15 protein-coding genes are annotated in these 16,984 nt (G+C 71.4%); 9 read left to right on the plus strand and 6 right to left on the minus strand.

Annotated features, from left to right (window positions below):
* Positions 1 to 101: 101 nt before the first annotated feature.
* The 3 genes from lepA to KUA19_RS36680 all read left to right on the plus strand — a co-directional run bounded on the left by lepA (position 102) and on the right by KUA19_RS36680 (position 3,844).
* Entirely contained in the window at positions 102 to 1,973 is a 1,872-nt protein-coding gene (gene lepA, locus KUA19_RS36670) for a translation elongation factor 4 (protein WP_217403711.1), read from the plus strand.
* On the plus strand, positions 1,970 to 2,467 hold the full coding sequence (locus tag KUA19_RS36675; protein WP_217403627.1) for an NUDIX domain-containing protein: 498 nt from the start codon (positions 1,970 to 1,972) through the stop codon (positions 2,465 to 2,467). The genes lepA and KUA19_RS36675 overlap by 4 nt, the downstream gene beginning before the upstream one ends.
* A 201-nt stretch (positions 2,468 to 2,668) precedes the next feature.
* The gene (locus KUA19_RS36680) at positions 2,669 to 3,844 is read left to right on the plus strand and encodes a hypothetical protein (protein WP_217403629.1); all 1,176 of its coding nucleotides are present in this window, start codon (positions 2,669 to 2,671) and stop codon (positions 3,842 to 3,844) included.
* 820 nt (positions 3,845 to 4,664) lie between these two features.
* Here the strand turns inward: KUA19_RS36680 and KUA19_RS36685 are convergent.
* The 4 genes from KUA19_RS36685 to KUA19_RS36700 form a co-directional block, all read right to left on the minus strand.
* Positions 4,665 to 5,861 carry a phytanoyl-CoA dioxygenase family protein gene (locus tag KUA19_RS36685; protein WP_217403631.1) on the minus strand — a complete coding sequence of 399 codons (1,197 nt, stop codon included), beginning with the start codon at positions 5,859 to 5,861 and terminating at the stop codon, positions 4,665 to 4,667.
* Positions 5,862 to 6,025: 164 nt separating this feature from the next.
* Positions 6,026 to 6,883, minus strand: coding sequence for a hypothetical protein (locus KUA19_RS36690; RefSeq protein WP_217403633.1), 858 nt, complete (start codon positions 6,881 to 6,883; stop codon positions 6,026 to 6,028).
* Positions 6,884 to 7,017: 134 nt separating this feature from the next.
* Positions 7,018 to 8,274: an RCC1 domain-containing protein gene (locus KUA19_RS36695; RefSeq protein ID WP_217403635.1), complete on the minus strand. Its 1,257-nt coding sequence runs from the start codon at positions 8,272 to 8,274 to the stop codon at positions 7,018 to 7,020.
* A gap of 159 nt (positions 8,275 to 8,433) precedes the next feature.
* Complete coding sequence (locus tag KUA19_RS36700; protein ID WP_217403637.1) at positions 8,434 to 9,219, minus strand: enoyl-CoA hydratase-related protein; 786 nt, start codon at positions 9,217 to 9,219, stop codon at positions 8,434 to 8,436.
* A 17-nt stretch (positions 9,220 to 9,236) separates the two neighbouring features.
* Here KUA19_RS36700 and hemW point away from each other — a divergent pair, with 17 nt between their 5' ends.
* A complete protein-coding gene (gene hemW, locus KUA19_RS36705; protein ID WP_217403639.1) occupies positions 9,237 to 10,451 on the plus strand; it encodes a radical SAM family heme chaperone HemW in 1,215 nt (404 codons plus the stop codon).
* Between the two features lie 7 nt (positions 10,452 to 10,458).
* Here the strand turns inward: hemW and KUA19_RS36710 are convergent, their stop codons facing one another.
* Positions 10,459 to 10,953, minus strand: a complete 495-nt coding sequence (locus KUA19_RS36710) for a DUF4870 domain-containing protein (RefSeq protein ID WP_217403641.1) — start codon at positions 10,951 to 10,953, stop codon at positions 10,459 to 10,461.
* Between the two features lie 240 nt (positions 10,954 to 11,193).
* Between KUA19_RS36710 and hrcA the strand changes: the two genes are divergently transcribed.
* The 3 genes from hrcA (at position 11,194) to KUA19_RS36725 (ending at position 14,234) form a co-directional block, all read left to right on the plus strand.
* Complete coding sequence (gene hrcA, locus KUA19_RS36715) at positions 11,194 to 12,219, plus strand: heat-inducible transcriptional repressor HrcA (RefSeq protein WP_217403643.1); 1,026 nt, start codon at positions 11,194 to 11,196, stop codon at positions 12,217 to 12,219.
* A gap of 59 nt (positions 12,220 to 12,278) precedes the next feature.
* Positions 12,279 to 13,409, plus strand: a complete 1,131-nt coding sequence (dnaJ, locus tag KUA19_RS36720) for a molecular chaperone DnaJ (protein ID WP_217403645.1) — start codon at positions 12,279 to 12,281, stop codon at positions 13,407 to 13,409.
* Between the two features lie 90 nt (positions 13,410 to 13,499).
* Positions 13,500 to 14,234, plus strand: coding sequence for a 16S rRNA (uracil(1498)-N(3))-methyltransferase (locus KUA19_RS36725; protein ID WP_217403647.1), 735 nt, complete (start codon positions 13,500 to 13,502; stop codon positions 14,232 to 14,234).
* A gap of 179 nt (positions 14,235 to 14,413) precedes the next feature.
* Here the strand turns inward: KUA19_RS36725 and KUA19_RS36730 are convergent, their stop codons facing one another.
* The gene (locus tag KUA19_RS36730) at positions 14,414 to 15,175 is read right to left on the minus strand and encodes an SDR family NAD(P)-dependent oxidoreductase (protein ID WP_217403649.1); all 762 of its coding nucleotides are present in this window, start codon (positions 15,173 to 15,175) and stop codon (positions 14,414 to 14,416) included.
* A gap of 24 nt (positions 15,176 to 15,199) precedes the next feature.
* Between KUA19_RS36730 and KUA19_RS36735 the strand changes: the two genes are divergently transcribed.
* Positions 15,200 to 15,553, plus strand: coding sequence for a histidine triad nucleotide-binding protein (locus KUA19_RS36735; protein WP_217403651.1), 354 nt, complete (start codon positions 15,200 to 15,202; stop codon positions 15,551 to 15,553).
* 9 nt (positions 15,554 to 15,562) lie between these two features.
* On the plus strand, positions 15,563 to 16,939 hold the full coding sequence (locus KUA19_RS36740) for a serine hydrolase domain-containing protein (protein ID WP_217403653.1): 1,377 nt from the start codon (positions 15,563 to 15,565) through the stop codon (positions 16,937 to 16,939).
* Positions 16,940 to 16,984: the final 45 nt, after the last annotated feature.

Raw genomic sequence — 16,984 nt, forward strand, 5'->3', positions numbered from 1 at the left:
CTGGGGCGGGCTCGGCGGCAGGGCCGAGCGGCCGGTAACGGGGACATGGGAACATGGAGGGGGCGACCGTCGCCCTCCGCATGCTCACAGAACGGATCACCGTGCCTCCGCTGCTCGGATCGAACAAGCCCGGCGACACTGACCCGGCTGCCATCCGCAACTTCTGCATCATCGCCCACATCGACCACGGCAAGTCGACGTTGGCCGACCGGATGCTGCAGCTCACCGAGGTGGTGGACCCGCGTCAGATGCGGGCGCAGTACCTCGACCGGATGGACATCGAGCGCGAGCGCGGCATCACCATCAAGAGCCAGGCCGTGCGCATGCCGTGGACGGTGCGCGAGGGTGACCGGGCCGGTGAGCAGGTCGTGCTCAACATGATCGACACCCCGGGCCACGTCGACTTCACCTACGAGGTGTCGCGCAGCCTGGCCGCCTGTGAGGGCGCGATCCTGCTGGTCGACGCCGCGCAGGGGATCGAGGCGCAGACCCTGGCCAACCTGTACCTGGCGATGGAGAACAACCTCACCATCATCCCGGTGCTCAACAAGATCGACCTGCCCGCGGCCCAGCCGGAGAAGTACGCCGAGGAGCTGGCGCACCTGATCGGCTGCGACCCCTCGGACTGCCTGAAGGTCTCCGGCAAGACCGGTGACGGCGTGCCGCACCTGCTCGACGAGATCGTCCGGCAGCTGCCCGCCCCCAGCGGCGGCGACGCGAAGGCGCCCACCCGCGCCATGATCTTCGACTCGGTGTACGACGTCTACCGCGGTGTCGTCACCTACATCCGGGTCATCGACGGCAGGCTGGACGCCCGGGACCGGATCAAGATGATGTCGACCGGCGCGGTGCACGAGCTGCTGGAGATCGGCGTCATCTCGCCCGAGCCGATCAAGTCGCAGTCGCTCAGCGTCGGCGAGGTCGGTTACCTGATCACCGGTGTGAAGGACGTGCGGCAGTCGCGGGTCGGCGACACGGTGACGCTGAACTCCCGTCCCGCCACCGAGTCGCTGGGCGGCTACAAGGACCCCAAGCCGATGGTCTACTCGGGGCTGTACCCGCTGGACGGTTCGGACTACCCGGAGCTGCGCGAGGCGCTGGACAAGCTGAAGCTCAACGACGCCTCGCTGGTCTACGAGCCGGAGTCGTCCGCGGCGCTGGGCTTCGGCTTCCGCTGCGGCTTCCTCGGCCTGCTGCACCTGGAGATCATCCAGGAGCGGCTGGAGCGCGAGTTCGGCCTCGACCTCATCGCCACCGCGCCGAACGTGGTCTACCGGGTGGTGACCGACGACGGCAAGGAGGTCGTGGTCACCAACCCCAGCGAATACCCGCACGGCAAGGTCGCCGAGGTGTACGAGCCGGTCGCCCGCGCGACGGTGCTGACGCCCAACGACTACGTGGGCGCGGTGATGGAGCTGTGCCAGGGCCGGCGCGGCATCCTGCAGGGCATGGACTACCTGTCGGCCGACCGCGTGGAGCTGCGCTACACGCTGCCGCTGGGTGAGATCATCTTCGACTTCTTCGACCAGCTGAAGTCCCGCACCAAGGGCTACGCCAGCCTGGACTACGAGCCCAGCGGCGAGCAGGCGTCCGATCTGGTCAAGGTGGACATCCTGCTGCAGGGCGAGCCGGTCGACGCGTTCAGCGCGATCGTGCACAAGGACAAGGCCTACGCGTACGGCACCACCATCGCGTCGAAGCTGCAGAAGCTGATCCCGCGCCAGCAGTTCGAGGTGCCGATCCAGGCCGCCATCGGCTCCCGGGTGATCGCCCGCGAGACCATCCGCGCCATCCGCAAGGACGTGCTGGCCAAGTGCTACGGCGGTGACATCAGCCGTAAGCGCAAGCTGCTGGAGAAGCAGAAGGAAGGCAAGAAGCGGATGAAGATGGTCGGCCGGGTCGAGGTGCCGCAGGAGGCGTTCATCGCCGCCCTGTCCACCTCGGAGGCCCCGGAGACCGGCAAGAAGAAGTGAGTTCCGGACACTGCTGCCGGTGCGGCGCGGCCCTTTCGGCCGCGCCGCCCGTGCGTTGCGGGGCTTGCGGCTACGAGCACTACGTCAACGCCCGCCCGACCGGCAGCCTGATCGTGGTCGACGGGGTGGGCAACTTCCTCGCGCTGCGCCGCGCCCGGCCGCCGCGGGCCGGGCTGTGGGAGACGCCGGGAGGCTTCGCCGACGGCTGGGAGGAGCCGGTCGCGGCCGCGGTGCGTGAAGGCCGCGAGGAGTTGGGCGTACAGGTGGAGCTGGGTCGATTCGTCGGCATGTACCTGGGCGGCTACGAGTTCCAGGGCGAGCTGCTGCCGGTGCTGGACTGTTTCTGGCTGGCCCGGCTGCCCGAGGGCGCGGAGCTGGAGCTGGATCCCGCCGAGTCCGCCGGGTACACCTGGTTTCCGCTGGCCGATCCGCCCCCGATGGCCTTCCCGACGATGGACCGGGCGCTGCGGGACGCCGTCGCCCTGGCAGGGTAGACCGAACAGCCAAGATCGCCGTACAAAAGGTCAAAAGCCGTAGTAACTGGGCAATGTACCCATCGTTACCTCAAGTGCAGTGTTTTGCCGCTTTCGCCCGATATTTCTGGCGGAGCCGGTTCCAAAGTCGCACAAGGAGTGACGATGCAGATGAAGAAGGCCGGAGTCGTCGCCACGGGCGCTCTCGCTACCGTGGCGATTATGGGGGCTCCTGCCGCTGCGGCGCCCAGCACGGACGCCTCTGCGCTGACCAAGGCCACCTCGCTGACCGAGGGCAAGGCCGGCGCCATGCGCATGGTCGGTGCCAACCAGCTGAACCTCGCTCGCGGCGGATGGCAGGGTGGCTGGGACGCCCCCTGGGACATCGACCCGCAGGCGCTGTTGTCCGCCCTCAACGGCACGGCCGTCAGCACCGCGCCGATCCAGAGCTGCGGTTCCACCGCGGCGTTCGTGGCCGCTGTGACGGTCCCGATCACCTCGCCCAACACGCTCGTCGCCAAGGACAAGGATGACGACCACGGCCGCGGCGGCTACGGCGACAAGGACAAGCTCGCCTGTGCCAACGGCAACCTCCGGGTGGTGCAGTCCGACGAGGTGCCCCTGGTCGCGCTCGCCAACAACACCGCCGTGTCCGCGGCGGCGCTGCAGGCGTGCGGTTCCACCGCATCCTTCGCTGTCGGTGTCGCGGCCCCGATCACCTCGCCCAACACGGTCATCGGCGGCTGCGACAACGGCAACATCGACATCGTCGACGAGGACGAGGACGAGTGGGGCGGCGACAAGTGGGACGACCACTCTGACGGGTACGGCAGCAAGTGGAAGGAGTCGGCCCGCACGGAGGGCTCCTCGGTCTCCGCGGCCGCCCGCCAGGCCCTGGCGAAGAAGGTCTCGGCACTCAAGACCGGCGACGGCTACGGCTGGAAGGCCAAGGGCGGTGCCTACGGCAAGACCGGCGGGTACGGCAACGGCTGGAAGGCCAAGTCGGCGTCGGTGACGACGGCGCCGGTGGCGCGCGGTGGCGGCTGGGACGCGCCGTGGGACGTGGACCCGTTCGGTCTGGCCGCGGCGCTGAACGGCACCGCCGTCGCGACTGCCAGCCTGCAGGCCTGTGGCGCTACCGCGGCCTTCGTCGCCGGCGTCTCGTTGCCGATCACCTCGCCGAACACGGAGATCGGCGACTGCAAGAACGCCAACATCAAGATCGACCAGCAGGACTCGACGGCGCTGCTGTACGCGGCGAACAACACCGCGATCAGCATCGCGAACATCCAGGCGTGCGGCTCGACCACGGGGACCGGTGTCGGTATCGCGGCCCCGATCACCTCGCCCAACACGGTGATCGGCAGCTGCTACAACGCCAACATCGCGATCAGCTGACGCTGCGGGCGAGCAAGGTAAGGCGAATGGGGCGGGTCGCGCCAGCGACCCGCCCCATTCCTCAGCTGACCAAAGACCTTGAAGGAGTGACGATGCAGGTAGGCAAGGCGGGAATCGTCGCTGCCGGAGCGCTCGCAACGGTGGCCGTGTTCGGATCCGCCGCGTCCGCCGCACCGGTGGCGGGACCGGCACATGCCGACCCCATCAGGACCGCCGCGACCGCTTTGAAGCAGGATGCCCTTGACCGCGCCGCGATGGCGAAGGCGGCTGTCGGCGCGGCTGCTGTCACGGCCACCGACGCGGACGCTCGCGGACCGCGTCGGCAGCCCAAGCAGCAACCGCTCATCTCGATCGGCAACAGCAGCGCGGTGTCGGCGCTGGCCTGGCAGGTATGTGGTTCCGCGTCTGCGGCGGGGGGCGCGGCGATCGCCGTGACCTCGCCGAACACCGTGCTGGGCGACTGCGCCAACGCGAACGTGCTGCTGCGGCAGGACCGCGTGCAGGGGCTGATCTCGATCCTCGACGACACCTCGATCAACGCGGCGCCGTTGCAGGTCTGCGGCTCGAACCTGGCTGTCGCGGGCGCTGTCGTGGCCTCGTCGTCCCCTGCCACGGTCGTGGGTAACTGCTACAACGCGAACACGCTCATCGCCGGGCCCCCGGACGAGGGCTACGAGGATGAAGAGGCTCCGCAGACCCTGGTCTCCATCGGCAGCGGGTCGGTGTTCAACGCGCTGGCGACGCAGGTCTGCGGTTCGACCGCCGCCATCGCCGGCGTGCCGGTGGCCCTGCAGTCCCCGACCACGGTGCTCGGCGACTGCTACAACAGCAACAGTGCGATCCAGCGGCGCAAGGCCCCGGCGCTGATCCCGCTGCTGAGCAACCAGGTGATCGACCTGGTGCCGCTGCAGCTGTGCGCCACCTCCGGGATCGTCGGCCAGCTCGGCCCGGCACTGCCCATCAACAGCCCGGCCTTCGTCGCCGGGAAGTGCGTGTCCGGCGAGCAGAACCTCCTCGACTGACCGCAACGCAACGGGGGCCGGGAAGCGCGGTCGGCGCTTCCCGGCCCCCGTGTGTCACGGCAGCGCAGGCAGGGGAACCGACCGGCCAGCAGGCCCCGCTCCTTGAGCTCGGCGCGCAGCGGGATCGTGTCGTCGACCCAGCCGCCGTCGCCGACGCCCCACATGTTCTGCACTTTCAGCTTGCCGAACGCCTCGCCGACGAGCTGGCGCTGCACCGGGGTGAGCGCGGCGAACCATGCCGACTCGCGGTCGATCGGCATGTCGTCGACCGGCCGGATCCAGCGGTACGTGTAGCTCATGAACAGCATCCGGCGCGTGAACTGCGAACGGTTGCGCGAGCGCGAGTGCCACAGGCGGCGGTCGAAGATGAACGCGTCGCCCGGCTTGGCCAGCCACGGCACGGCACCCTCGGGACCCTTGGCGATCTCCTCCGGGTCGGTCGGGCGGTACATCGAGTTGTTCAGGTGCGAACCCGGGATGCACAGGGTCTGGCCCCGGCCGGGCTCGGAGATGTCGCTGAGCACGATCGCGACCTTGAGCGAGAGCATCGGGCGCGGAATGTCGCCGTAGAAGGGCGCGTAGTACTCCGCGTCGGAGTTCTGCCGCCAGCCGTCCTGGTGCCACTCCCAGCGCGGCGTCTCGTCCTCCTCGTACGGCGGGTTGACGTCGAGGTGGTTGTGCTGGGAGTAGATGTTCCAGCCGGCCAGGCCCCAGATGTAGCGGAACGTCGGACCGTAGTCGAGCATGCGGGCGAAGGCCAGGCTGTGGCTCACCGCGCCGAGCAGGTGCAGCGAACCGGTCTTGTCCAGGTGGCCGACGGACTGGTGCTCGGCGTAGAGGCGGTCGGCCTCGGCCTGCAGCTCCGCCACCCGCTCCTCGCTGACGACACCCGGCAGGTGCAGATACCCGCGCTCGTGGAACTCCCTGCGCTCGGCATCGGTGATCGGGGTGAAGCCCGCGTCCTGAGCGGTGTCAGGCTGAGAGGTGATGGTCATGTCCTCCCCTTACGTCCTTCCATACTGGGCACGGACGAAGGTGGCGATCGGAGGCGCGCGACTTGGGGGGTGGCGTGCCGGGGTGAGCCAACTTCGCGAACGAGAGCCGATACTAACTCGCATCCGCGCCTCCCGGCGCTTCGCGTACCGGCTCTCCACCAGCGTCACCCGGCTGGCCGGACCGCTGCCACCACCTGTTCGGCCTTTTTCTCGGCGCTCGACCACGCCCCGTTCTCGGCAGACCACTGGCGGTCAGCAAAGGTGACCTTTCGGACACCCGCCGCGGGCGCCTGGGCCACCAGCCAGTGCGCGAACTGCCACCCCGCGCGGCTGGTGGTGGCGGGCACGCGCAGCTCCCCTGCGGCCGAGGTGACTCCCTTGGCCTTGGCGCCGAAGTCGAGCTTCATCCGCTCGACCAGCCCGGCCGGGGTGATCTCCACGTCCCCACCACGGTCGGTGTCGCAGGTCACACCGCCGGGGACCTGCCCGGTCAGCACCTTGGTCAGCACTGTGGCCTCGTCGGCCCACTTCTCGTACGCCTCCGGGTACGCCGAGCGCTGCACCCGCTGCGCCGCCTCGGTGATCCGCATCTTCTCCCAGCCCCTGATCCGGGCCAGGCTGCGGTAGAACCGGTCGGCCGCGTACCGGGGGTCCATGATCTGCGCGGCGGTGCCCCAGCCCTGGCTGGGCCGCTGCTGGAAGAGCCCGACCGAGTCATGGTCGTTGCCGCCGCCCAGGTGCTCCAGGTTGCGCAGCTTCGACTCCTGCAGCGCGGTGGCCAGCGCCACCGTCACCGCCCGATCGGGCACGTTGCGCCGGATGCCGACCGCGGCGATCGTGGCGGCGTTGGCCATCTGCTCCGGCTCCAGCCGGACCTGCCCGTCGGCCTCGACCACACACTCCGGGGCGCCCAGCTTGGGCAGTTCCAGGCCGTCAGGCCACTTGGTGCGGGCCAGGTAGCCGCCGACGCCGAACACGACGACCAGGATCACCAGTACGGTCAGCACCGGGCGGGCTCGCACGCGACCTCCTGGGGGCTCGTCGGTTCGGGCAGGCTCACCGCCACCATACGTGCGAATCCCGGCTCCGGCCCGCTCGCGCCTGCATGAGACAGGCCCCACCCGCAACGGGTGGGGCCTGAATGTGATGCCCTGGGTCAGCTTGCCAGGCTGAAGTTCTGCCCGGCCGCCACCGACTTCGGCTTGCTCAGGCCGGTCCGCACCGTGGTCGGCACGTTGATGCTGGTGGTGGTAGGTCCCCCGGTGCCGAGCTGGCCGAAGCTGTTGCGACCCCAGGCCTTGACCGTGCCCGCGGCGATGGCCAGGCTGTGCGCCAGGCCCATTCCGCCCGGGCCGATGCCGGCGGAGATCGCCGTTACGCCCGTCAGCCCGACCGCCTCGACCGGGGTGAGGCGCGGCGAGACGAAGGTGCCGTCACCGAGCTGGCCGTCGGCGTTCGAGCCCCAGCCCCTGACCTTGCCGTTGGTGAGCAGCGCCAGGCTGAAGCCCTCGCCCCCGGAGACGGCCTTCACCTTGACGCCGCCCAGACCCACGACGTCGACGGGGGTGGGCTGCGGGGTCACCTGGTTACCAGTCCCCACCTGCCCGGACGAGTTGTCTCCCCAACCCTTGACCCCGCCGGCGGCGGTAACCGCCAGGCCGTGGGTCGGTCCGGCGTCGATGGCCTTGATCTTCGCGCCGCCCAGGACGACCGGGACGGGGGTGGGGTGCGGGTCCGTGTCGACCGATCCGATGCCGAGCTGCCCGACCGAGTTGTCGCCGAACGCCCGCACGGTGCCGTCGGCCAGCAGGACGAGGCTGAACAGGCCGCCGGCGGAGATCGCCGTCACCTTGGCCGCGCCGAGGCCGGTCACCGCGACCGGCCGGTCGCGGTTCGTCGTGGTGCCGTCGCCGAGCTGGCCTCGGTTGTTGAGCCCCCAGGCCATCACCGTGCCGTTGTTCAGTAGGGCGAGGCTGTGCGCGCCGCCGCCGGCGATGGCCTTTACGTTGCCGAGCCCCGCCACCGTGCCGGGCTCGGCCTGTCCTCCCTTGCCGCTCACGCCATACCCGAGCTGGCCGGAACTGTTGGAGCCCCAGGCCTTGACGGTGTGGTTGGCCAGTAGGGCCAGGCCGTGCGAGTCGCCCGCGGCCACAGTGAGGACCTGTTCCGGGATGTGCACGGTGGTGGCCGTGTCCCGGTCGTCGGTGGCGCCGTTGCCCAGCTGGCCGGCGCTGTTGAAGCCCCACGACTCGGCCCCGTGGAGCGCGGCGGCCGGTTTGTCGTTGTTGTGCTCCGGCTCGTTGTTCCCGGCCGCAGCGGCCACCGGCGCCGCCATGAGCAGCGCGGTGACCGCAGCGGCGCTGAGACTCGCAGCGGCGCCGAGACCGTACCGCCAGGTTTTTAGTTGTCGCACGTACTTCCCCCGATTTGTCCGTGGCACAGCGCCGTCACCGTTTGATGGCGTTTCAGGTGCCGTTGCGCGTAGTTGTACCGCTTGGTGGGCAGGGAGTGCGGTAGCGACGCGCGTCCGGTGCGGCCTGCGCCGGCACCGGACGCCTTCGGAGCATCGTCGTCAGGCCGGGGGAATCCAGGCGGGGTCGCGCTTCTCGCGGAAGGCGGCTACCCCTTCGCGGCCCTCGGGGGAGCCGAAGAAGCGCAGTGAGATCTCCGACAGGTGGGCGACCTCGGCCTCAACGGTGTCGGCGGGGCGGCGGCGCAGCAGTTGCTTGGTCGTGGCCAGCGCGGCGGGGGCGCCCCGGACCAGGCTCTCGCACCAGGCCTTGACCACGGCGTCCAGCTCGTCGCCGGGGACGGCGGTGCTGACCAGGCCCATCTGGGCGGCGCGGGCCCCGGCGAAGACGTCGCCGGTCAGGTAGTAGCGGGCCGCGTCGCGGGGCGACAGCCGGGGCAGCACCGTCGCCGAGATCAGGGCGGGCACCACGCCCAGCCGTACCTCGGTGAAGGCGAACGTCGCCGCCTGGTCGCATACGGCCAGGTCGGCCGCGGCGATCAGCCCCAGGCCGCCCGCGCGGGCCGGGCCGCGCACCGCCGCCACCACCGGCTTCGGGCAGCTCGCCACGGCCGCGAGGACGTCGCCGAGCAGCGCCGCGGGCATCTGCCCGGAGGCGGCGGCCGCGGCGGTCTCGGCCAGGTCGGCGCCGGAGCAGAACACGGGGCCGGTGTGGTCGAGCACCACCACCCGCACCGCGTCGTCGGCACCGGCCGCGGCCAGGGCATCGAGCAGCTCGCGCATGAGCCGCTGGGACAGCGCGTTGCGGTTGTGCGGGCTGTCGAGCGTGATGGTGGTTACGCCGCGGGCGTGGGTGACCCGTACGAGCGGGGAGTCAGGTGACGACATGTTGGCAGACTAGAGGCGTGGCCCAGCTTCCCGATGGTGAACCCGTACCCGACGACGGTGCGTTGCCCGAGTCCGCGCTGACCGACGTCGGCGGGCGCGGCTTCGGCGTGTACCTGCACGTGCCGTTCTGCGCCAGCCGGTGCGGTTACTGCGACTTCAACACGTACACCGCGTCCGAGCTGGGCGGGGCTGACACCGACGGATACGTCGAGGCGGTCCTCGCCGAGCTGGCGCTGGCCGCGAAGGTGATGCCCGCCCCGCCGCGCGTGGACACGGTGTTCGTCGGCGGCGGCACGCCCACCCTGCTGCGCCCGGACCAGCTGGGCCGGATGCTGGCCGCGATCGACGACACGTGGGGCCTGGCCGCCGACGCCGAGGTGACCACCGAGGCCAACCCGGAGTCGGTGCACCCGGCTTCGCTGCGCGAGCTGCGCGCGGCCGGGTTCACCCGGATCTCGCTGGGCATGCAGTCGGCCGCGCCCGGGGTGCTGCGCATCCTGGACCGTAAACACACGGCGGGCCGGGCCCCGGCCGCCGCCGTCGAGGCGCGTGCGGCAGGGTTCGAGCACGTCAACCTGGATCTGATCTACGGCACGCCGGGGGAGAGCGAGCAGGACTTCGCCGACTCGCTGGCGGCGGTGGTCGGGGCCGGGGTGGACCACGTCAGCGCGTACGCCCTGATCGTGGAGGACGGCACCCGGCTGGCCACCCGGATCCGCCGCGGCGAGTTGGCCGCCCCGGACGACGACGTGGCCGCCGACCGTTACCTGGCCGCCGAGTCGGCGCTGGGCGGGGCCGGGCTGAGCTGGTACGAGGTCTCCAACTGGGCCGCCGACGAGGCGTCGCGCTGCCGGCACAACCTGCTCTACTGGCGCGGCGGCGACTGGTGGGGGCTGGGGCCGGGCGCGCACAGCCACGTGGGCGGGGTGCGCTGGTGGAACGTCAAGCACCCGAGCCGGTACGCCGCCCGTCTGGCCGAGGGCCTGTCGCCCGGCCTGGGTCGGGAGGTGCTCACCGCCGAGCAGCGCCATACCGAGGAGGTGCTGCTGCAGTTGCGCCTGGTCGAGGGGCTGCCGCTGGCCCGCCTCGACGCGGCCGGGCGCGACGCGGCGGCGCGGGCGCTGGCCGACGGGCTGCTCACCGAGGCCGGATACGCGGACGGCCGCGCAGCGCTGACGCTACGCGGCCGTCTCCTCGCGGACGCCGTGGTCCACTCCCTGCTGGCCTGGTGAGAGGTTCTTACTTCACCAGGCGCAGCGTGGCGGGGTAGCGGTACAGCTGCCCCTCGTTCGCCTTCATGCCGCCCAGCACGCAGAACACGGCGACCGCGATCCACACGAGGATCGGCATGAAGAACAGGAGACCGAAGGAGCAGGTCGCCAGGATCCACGCCACGATGTACGCGATCGTGGCGGTGATCTGGAAGTTCAGCGCCTCGACGGCGTGCGCCTTCACGGTCGGCGACTCGTTGCCCTTGACCACCATCGCGATCAGCGGAGCGATGAAGCCGAGCACGATGCCGCCGAAGTGCGAGATAAGGGCCCAGGTCTTGTCGTCAGCGGTGGCGTAGCCGACCGGCGCGGGGCCGGCCGGGGGAGCCGTGTAGCCGCCCGAAGCCGGAGGCGCCGAGTACGGTGCCGACGGCGGCGCGGCCGGGGCCGGGGGCTCGTAGGACGGAGCCGACGGCACCGGCGGCTCCTGGGGGGCGGAACCAGGCGGGGTGGGTTCACTCATGCCCGTCAGGCTAGGTCTGTGGATCAATCGGCGCCAGTCAACACCCGTGACCGATAGGCGACACCCAGCAACCGCCAGGATGCTCAATCGTTGTAAGGCCCGTCTTCTGCCCGCTTCGACCGATCGAGCCTTTCGTCTGGTTGGCGCAGGTGTCGCACCCGTCACCACGCCTATCCCAACCCGGTCCCCGGCCACGTAGACTGGCACTCACCAACCACGAGTGCCAGCGGGAGGAGAGAGATGGGTCTGGACGACCGCAAGCTCGAGGTCCTGCGCGCGATCGTGGAGGACTACGTCTCCACGCAGGAGCCTGTCGGCAGCAAGGCGCTGGTCGAGCGGCACGCCCTGGGCGTGTCGTCGGCGACCGTGCGCAACGACATGGCCGTGCTGGAGGAGGAGGGCTACATCCGCCAGCCGCACACCTCGGCCGGGCGGGTGCCCACCGACCGCGGCTACCGGCTGTTCGTGGACCGGCTGTCGCGGGTCAAGCCGCTGACCCCGGCCGAGCGCCGCGCCATCGAGCGGTTCCTCATCGGCGCGGTCGACCTCGACGACGTCGTGCACCGCACCGTCCGGCTGCTCGCCCAGCTCACCCGCCAGGTCGCCGTGGTGCAGTATCCGAGCCTGGCCCGGTCGGCGGTGCGCCACCTGGAACTGGTGCCGGTCTCCACCACCCGGCTGCTCCTCGTCATGATCACCGATACCGGCCGGGTCGAGCAGCGCACGGTCGAGCTCCCCGCGCCGGTCGACCCGGACGAGATCACCGAGCTGCGCAAGGTGCTCAACGCGACCCTGGCCGGGATCAAGCTCGCCGACACGCCCCCGCTGGTGCAGGGGCTGGTCGAACGGGCCGAGCCGGAGGCCAAGGCGACGGTGACCGCGCTGGCCAGTGTGCTGTTGGAGACTCTGGTCGAGCGGCACGAGGAGCGCATCGCGCTGGCGGGCACGCACAACCTGGCCCGGGTGGGCCCGCTGGACCTGGCCACCGGCTCGCTGCGCCCCATCCTGGAGGCGCTGGAGGAGGAGGTCATCCTGCTCAAGCTGTTCGACGAGGTGAAGGCGGGCAGCACCCGGGTGCGCATCGGCGACGAGAACGAGGTCGTCGATCTGCGGGTGACCTCGGTGGTCAGCACCGGATACGGTCCGGGGAGCAACGTCGTCGGCGGCATGGGCGTCGTCGGACCGACCCGGATGGACTATCCCGGCACCATCGCCACCGTACGTGCCGTGGCACGCTACGTCGGCGAACTGCTGGCGCAGAATTGATCAGATTTCGTAGCTCGTATCTTTCCGTAGCGTGTTGTTGAACGAGGCTTGAGGACAGCGTGGCCAAGGACTATTACGGCATTCTGGGTGTGCCCAAGGACGCCGACGCCGACGACATCAAGCGGGCCTACCGCAAGCTGGCCCGGCAGTACCACCCGGACGTCAACCCCGACCCGTCCGCGGCGGAGAAGTTCAAGGACATCAACAACGCCTACGAGGTGCTCTCCGACGACCAGAAGCGCCGGATCGTCGACCTGGGTGGCGACCCGCTGGCCCCCGGTGGTGGCGGCGCCGGTCCCGGTGCTGGTCCCGGCGGTCCGTTCGTCGGGTTCCAGGACATCATGGACGCCTTCTTCGGCGGCAGCGGCTCGCGCGGCCCGCGTCCGCGCACCCGGCCGGGCGCCGACGCGATCCTGCGCCTGGACCTGGACCTGGTCGAGACCGCGTTCGGGGTCGAGGCGCCGATCACCGTCGACACCGCCGTGCTGTGCACCACCTGCTCCGGCGCCGGGACCGCGGCGGGCACCCACCCGCAGACCTGTGACACCTGCGGCGGCCGCGGCGAGGTCCAGTCGGTGCAGCGCACCTTCCTGGGCCAGGTCGTGTCCTCGCGCCCGTGCAACAACTGCCAGGGCTACGGCACCACCATCCCGCACCCGTGCCCGACCTGCGCCGGTGACGGCCGGGTCCGCACCCGCCGCAGCCTGACCGTGAAGATCCCGGCCGGGGTCGAGGACGGCATGCGCATCCGCCTGGCGGGCCAGGGTGAGGTCGGCCCCGGCGGCGGCCCCTCCGGCGACCTGTACGTCGAGATCCACGAGCGCGCCCACGACGTGTACGCGCGCAAGGCCGACGACCTGCACTGCAAGGTCACCGTCCCGATGACGGCGGCGGCCCTGGGCACCCGCCTCACCATCAAGACGCTCGACTCCGAGGAGCAGCTGGAGGTCAAGCCCGGCACCCAGCCCAACTCGACCCTGCGCATCCGTGGCAAGGGCGTCCCGCACCTGCGCGGCCAGGGCCGCGGCGACCTCTTCGTCCACCTCGACGTCAAAACCCCCACCAAGCTCGACAACGAGCAGGAACGCATGCTCCGCGAGTTCGCCCGCCTGCGCGGCGAGGAGGTCGCCGAACTCTCCAAACAGGGCGGCTTCTTCTCCCGAGTCCGCGACGCCTTCAACGGCCACTGACCCCTCCTTTCCCGTTGATCATGAACTTATGGCACGGTTCGGCGGCGTGCCGAGGGCACAGCTTCCTGATCGACATTGGAGGGTGGGCCGGTGAGCGCGCCGTTGTTCCTGGTTGACGAGTTGCCGAGCGGGGAGTCGTACACGCTCGGGGGTGCTGAAGGGCATCACGCCGCGACCGTGCAGCGGCTGCGGGTCGGCGAGCGGCTGCTGCTCGCCGACGGGCGCGGCGGCCTGGCCGACGCGGTGGTCACGGCGGTCGGCAAGGGCGCGCTCGACGTCGCCATAACCAGCCGGGCGTACGACGCCGAGCCGGCCCCCCGCCTCACCGTCGCCCAGGGCATCGCCAAGGGCGACCGGGGCGAACTCGCGGTACAGGCGATGACCGAGGTCGGCGTCGACGAGATCCTGCCCTGGGCCGCCGCCCGCAGCGTGGCCCAGTGGCGTGGCGACCGGGGCGCCAAGTCCCGTGAGAAGTGGGCCGCCGTGGCCCGCGAGGCCGCCAAGCAGGCCCGCCGCACGTGGCTGCCCGAGGTCGGCGGCGACCCGGACGTGTCCACCAAGCAACTGGCCCAGCGCCTGTCGGCGGCCGCCGCCGCGTACGTGCTGCACGAGGAGGCCACCGAACGCCTGGCCACCGCCGAGCTGCCCGACTCCGGCGAGATCGTCCTGGTGGTCGGCCCGGAGGGCGGCATCGACGCGGCCGAGGTCGCCGTCTTCACCGCCGCCGGAGCGGTTCCGGTCCGGCTGGGCTCGACCGTCCTGCGCACCTCGACCGCAGGCGTCGCGGCACTGAGCGTCCTGTCCGCCCGCCTCAACCGCTGGTAACGCCGCCCCAGCACCCGCCAAGATCGCTCAAGTTGCCGGGCAATCGTGCGTATCTTGAACCCGATTACCCCCAGTTGCCCGGCAACTTGGGCGATCTTGTTGCCCGGCAACTTGGGCGATCTTGCGGGGTGCGGGCTTGCTCGCGGGGTTCGGGAGCGCGGGGTTAGCGGAGCGCGGGGTTAGCGGAGGTGGGAGGCGCCGTTGAGGTCGAGGACGGCGCCGGAGGCCCATTCGGCCTCGGCGGAGGCGAGCCAGAGGACGGCGGCGGCTACCTCGTCCGGGCGGGCCACCCGGTGGAACGGCGACTGCGCCGCGTGCTCGAAACCGCGCGGCACCTTGTACGACGCGTTGGACGGGTCCTCCAGGACGTACCCGGGGGCGACGCTGGCGACGGAGATGCCGTGCGGGGCCAGGGCGACCGCGAGGGACTGGCCCATCGCGTGCAGCCCCGCCTTGGCCGCGCCGTACGCGGGCTGCCCCGGCTCGCCCCGGTAGGCGCCGCGCGAGCCGACGTTGACGATCCGGGCGGGCGGGGAGCCCTCGGGCCGGGCCAGCATGTGCCGCACCGCGCACCAGGTGACGTTGGCGGGGCCGGTCAGGTTCACCGCCAGCGTGCGCGCCCAGGTCTGCTGCCACTGCTCGTACGACACGTCGGTGATCGGATGCGGGTACGCCTGTCCGGCGTTGTTGACCAGCACGTCGAGGCCGCCCAGCCCGTTCGCGGCCGCGTCGACCATCGCGGCGACGGCGTCGGGGTCGGCCAGGTCGGCGCGTACCACGACGTGGCCGGAGCCGGGCAGTTCGGCCCGCAGCGACTCGGCGAGGTCCGCGGAGTCGCGGTGGTGGACGGCGACCCGGTCGCCCGCTGCGGCGAACGCGGCGGCGACGGCGCGGCCCACGCCACGCGACGCTCCGGTCACCAGGACTCTTCGTGCTGACACGTGGTTCAGCCTACGATCTGTGCCGTGACCCAACCCGACTGCCTGTTCTGCCGGATCGTCGCAGGAGAGATCCCGGCGACCGTGGTCCGCGAGACCGAGACCACGCTGGCGTTCCGTGACATCGCGCCGAAGGCGCCCGTGCATGTGCTGGTCATCCCCAAGGAGCACTACGCCGACGTGGTGGCGCTCGGCGCGGCCGATCCGGCGCTGGCCGGGCAGGTGCTGAACACGGTCGCCGACGTGGCCGCGGCCGAGGGCCTGGACGGCACCGGCTTCCGGGTCATCTTCAACACGGGCGCGTCGGTGGGGCAGACGGTCTTCCACGCGCACGCGCACGTGCTCGGCGGTGTGGAGATGGACGGGGACCTCACCGGGTAGTCTCGCCGCATGGCGAACGCGAGTGCTGCTCTGGAGCGGCTGGTCCGACAGGTGCAGACGCAGGCCAGGGTGCCCGCGCTGAGTGTGGCGCTGCGGCGCGCGGACCGTCCGGTGTGGACGTTCCAGGTGGGCGCGTCCGGTAGGCCGGACGCGCCGCTGGACGAGGCGACATCCTTCCGGATCGGGTCGATCACGAAGACGTTCACCGCGGTGCTGGTGCTCCAGTGCCGCGACGCGGGCCTGCTCGACCTTGACGATCCGATCAGCACTCACGTCAAGGTGCCCGCGCACGGGGCGATGACGATCCGGCGGCTGCTGTCGCACACCGGTGGCCTGCAGCGCGAGCCGTTCGGCGACATCTGGGACACCCTGGCCCCGCCGGACCTGCCGGGCCTGCTCGACGACCTGGCCGGGGCCGAGGCGGTGCACCCGCCCTCGCGTCGGTTCCACTACTCCAACCTCGGCTTCGCGCTGCTCGGCCACGTGGCCGAGCAGCGGCTCGGCGGGAGCTGGTGGGAGCTGGTGTCGGACCGGATCTGCCGCCCGCTGGGGCTGGCGGCGACCACGTACGACGCGCCCGCGCACGCGGCCGTGGGCTACCTGGTCGACGAGTACTCCGACCACGCCCGCCCGGAGCCGAACGTCGACGTCCGGGCGGCGGCGCCCGCGGCGCAGCTGTGGAGCACCGCCGCCGACATGGCCGCCTGGTCGGCGTTCCTGGCCGACCCGAAGTCGGTGGATCCGCAGGGTCGGGTGCTGGCCGCCGCGACGCTGGAGGAGGCCCGCTGGCCGCTGACCCCGCGGCACGAGACCGTGTGGGGGTCGGGCATCGGCCTGGGCCTGATGCTGTGGCCGCAGTCCGGCCGCGCGATGCACGTGGGCCACAACGGCGCCATGCCCGGCTTCCTGGCCGCGACCTGCGGCCGCCACGGCGGCGCGGGCAACCCGGGCGGCATGTCCTGCGCCGTGCTGGCCTCCTCGGGCACCGCGTCGGAGATCCTGAACCTGCCGCACGAGCTGATGGCCGAGTCGCTGGCGCAGGACCCGGCCGACATCGCGCCGTGGTCGCCGGGTGAGCCCGCCCCCGAGCAGCTGCGCTCGGTGCTGGGCCGCTGGTGGGGCGAGGGTTACGAGCAGGTGTTCCGCTGGCGGAACGGGGCGCTGACCGCCTCGGGCGCCGACGACCCGGCCGACCTGCCGCCGAGCGTGTTCGCGCAGGTGCCGGGGCAGCCGGACGTGCTGCGTACGGTGTCGGGCCGGGAGGTCGGCGAGCTGCTGCGGCTGACCCGGGACGAGCGCGGCGAGGTGGTCCGGCTGCACTGGGCGACCTACCGCTTCACCCGCCGCCAGGAGTCCTTCGACGGGGTCTGGGCCAGCCACCCCTGACCGGCGTGGACGAGCCCGGGGCTTTAAGCACTGGCGGGCTGTGGA

The sequence above is a fragment of the Catellatospora tritici genome (assembly GCF_019083965.1).
Lineage (GTDB): Bacteria > Actinomycetota > Actinomycetes > Mycobacteriales > Micromonosporaceae > Catellatospora > Catellatospora tritici.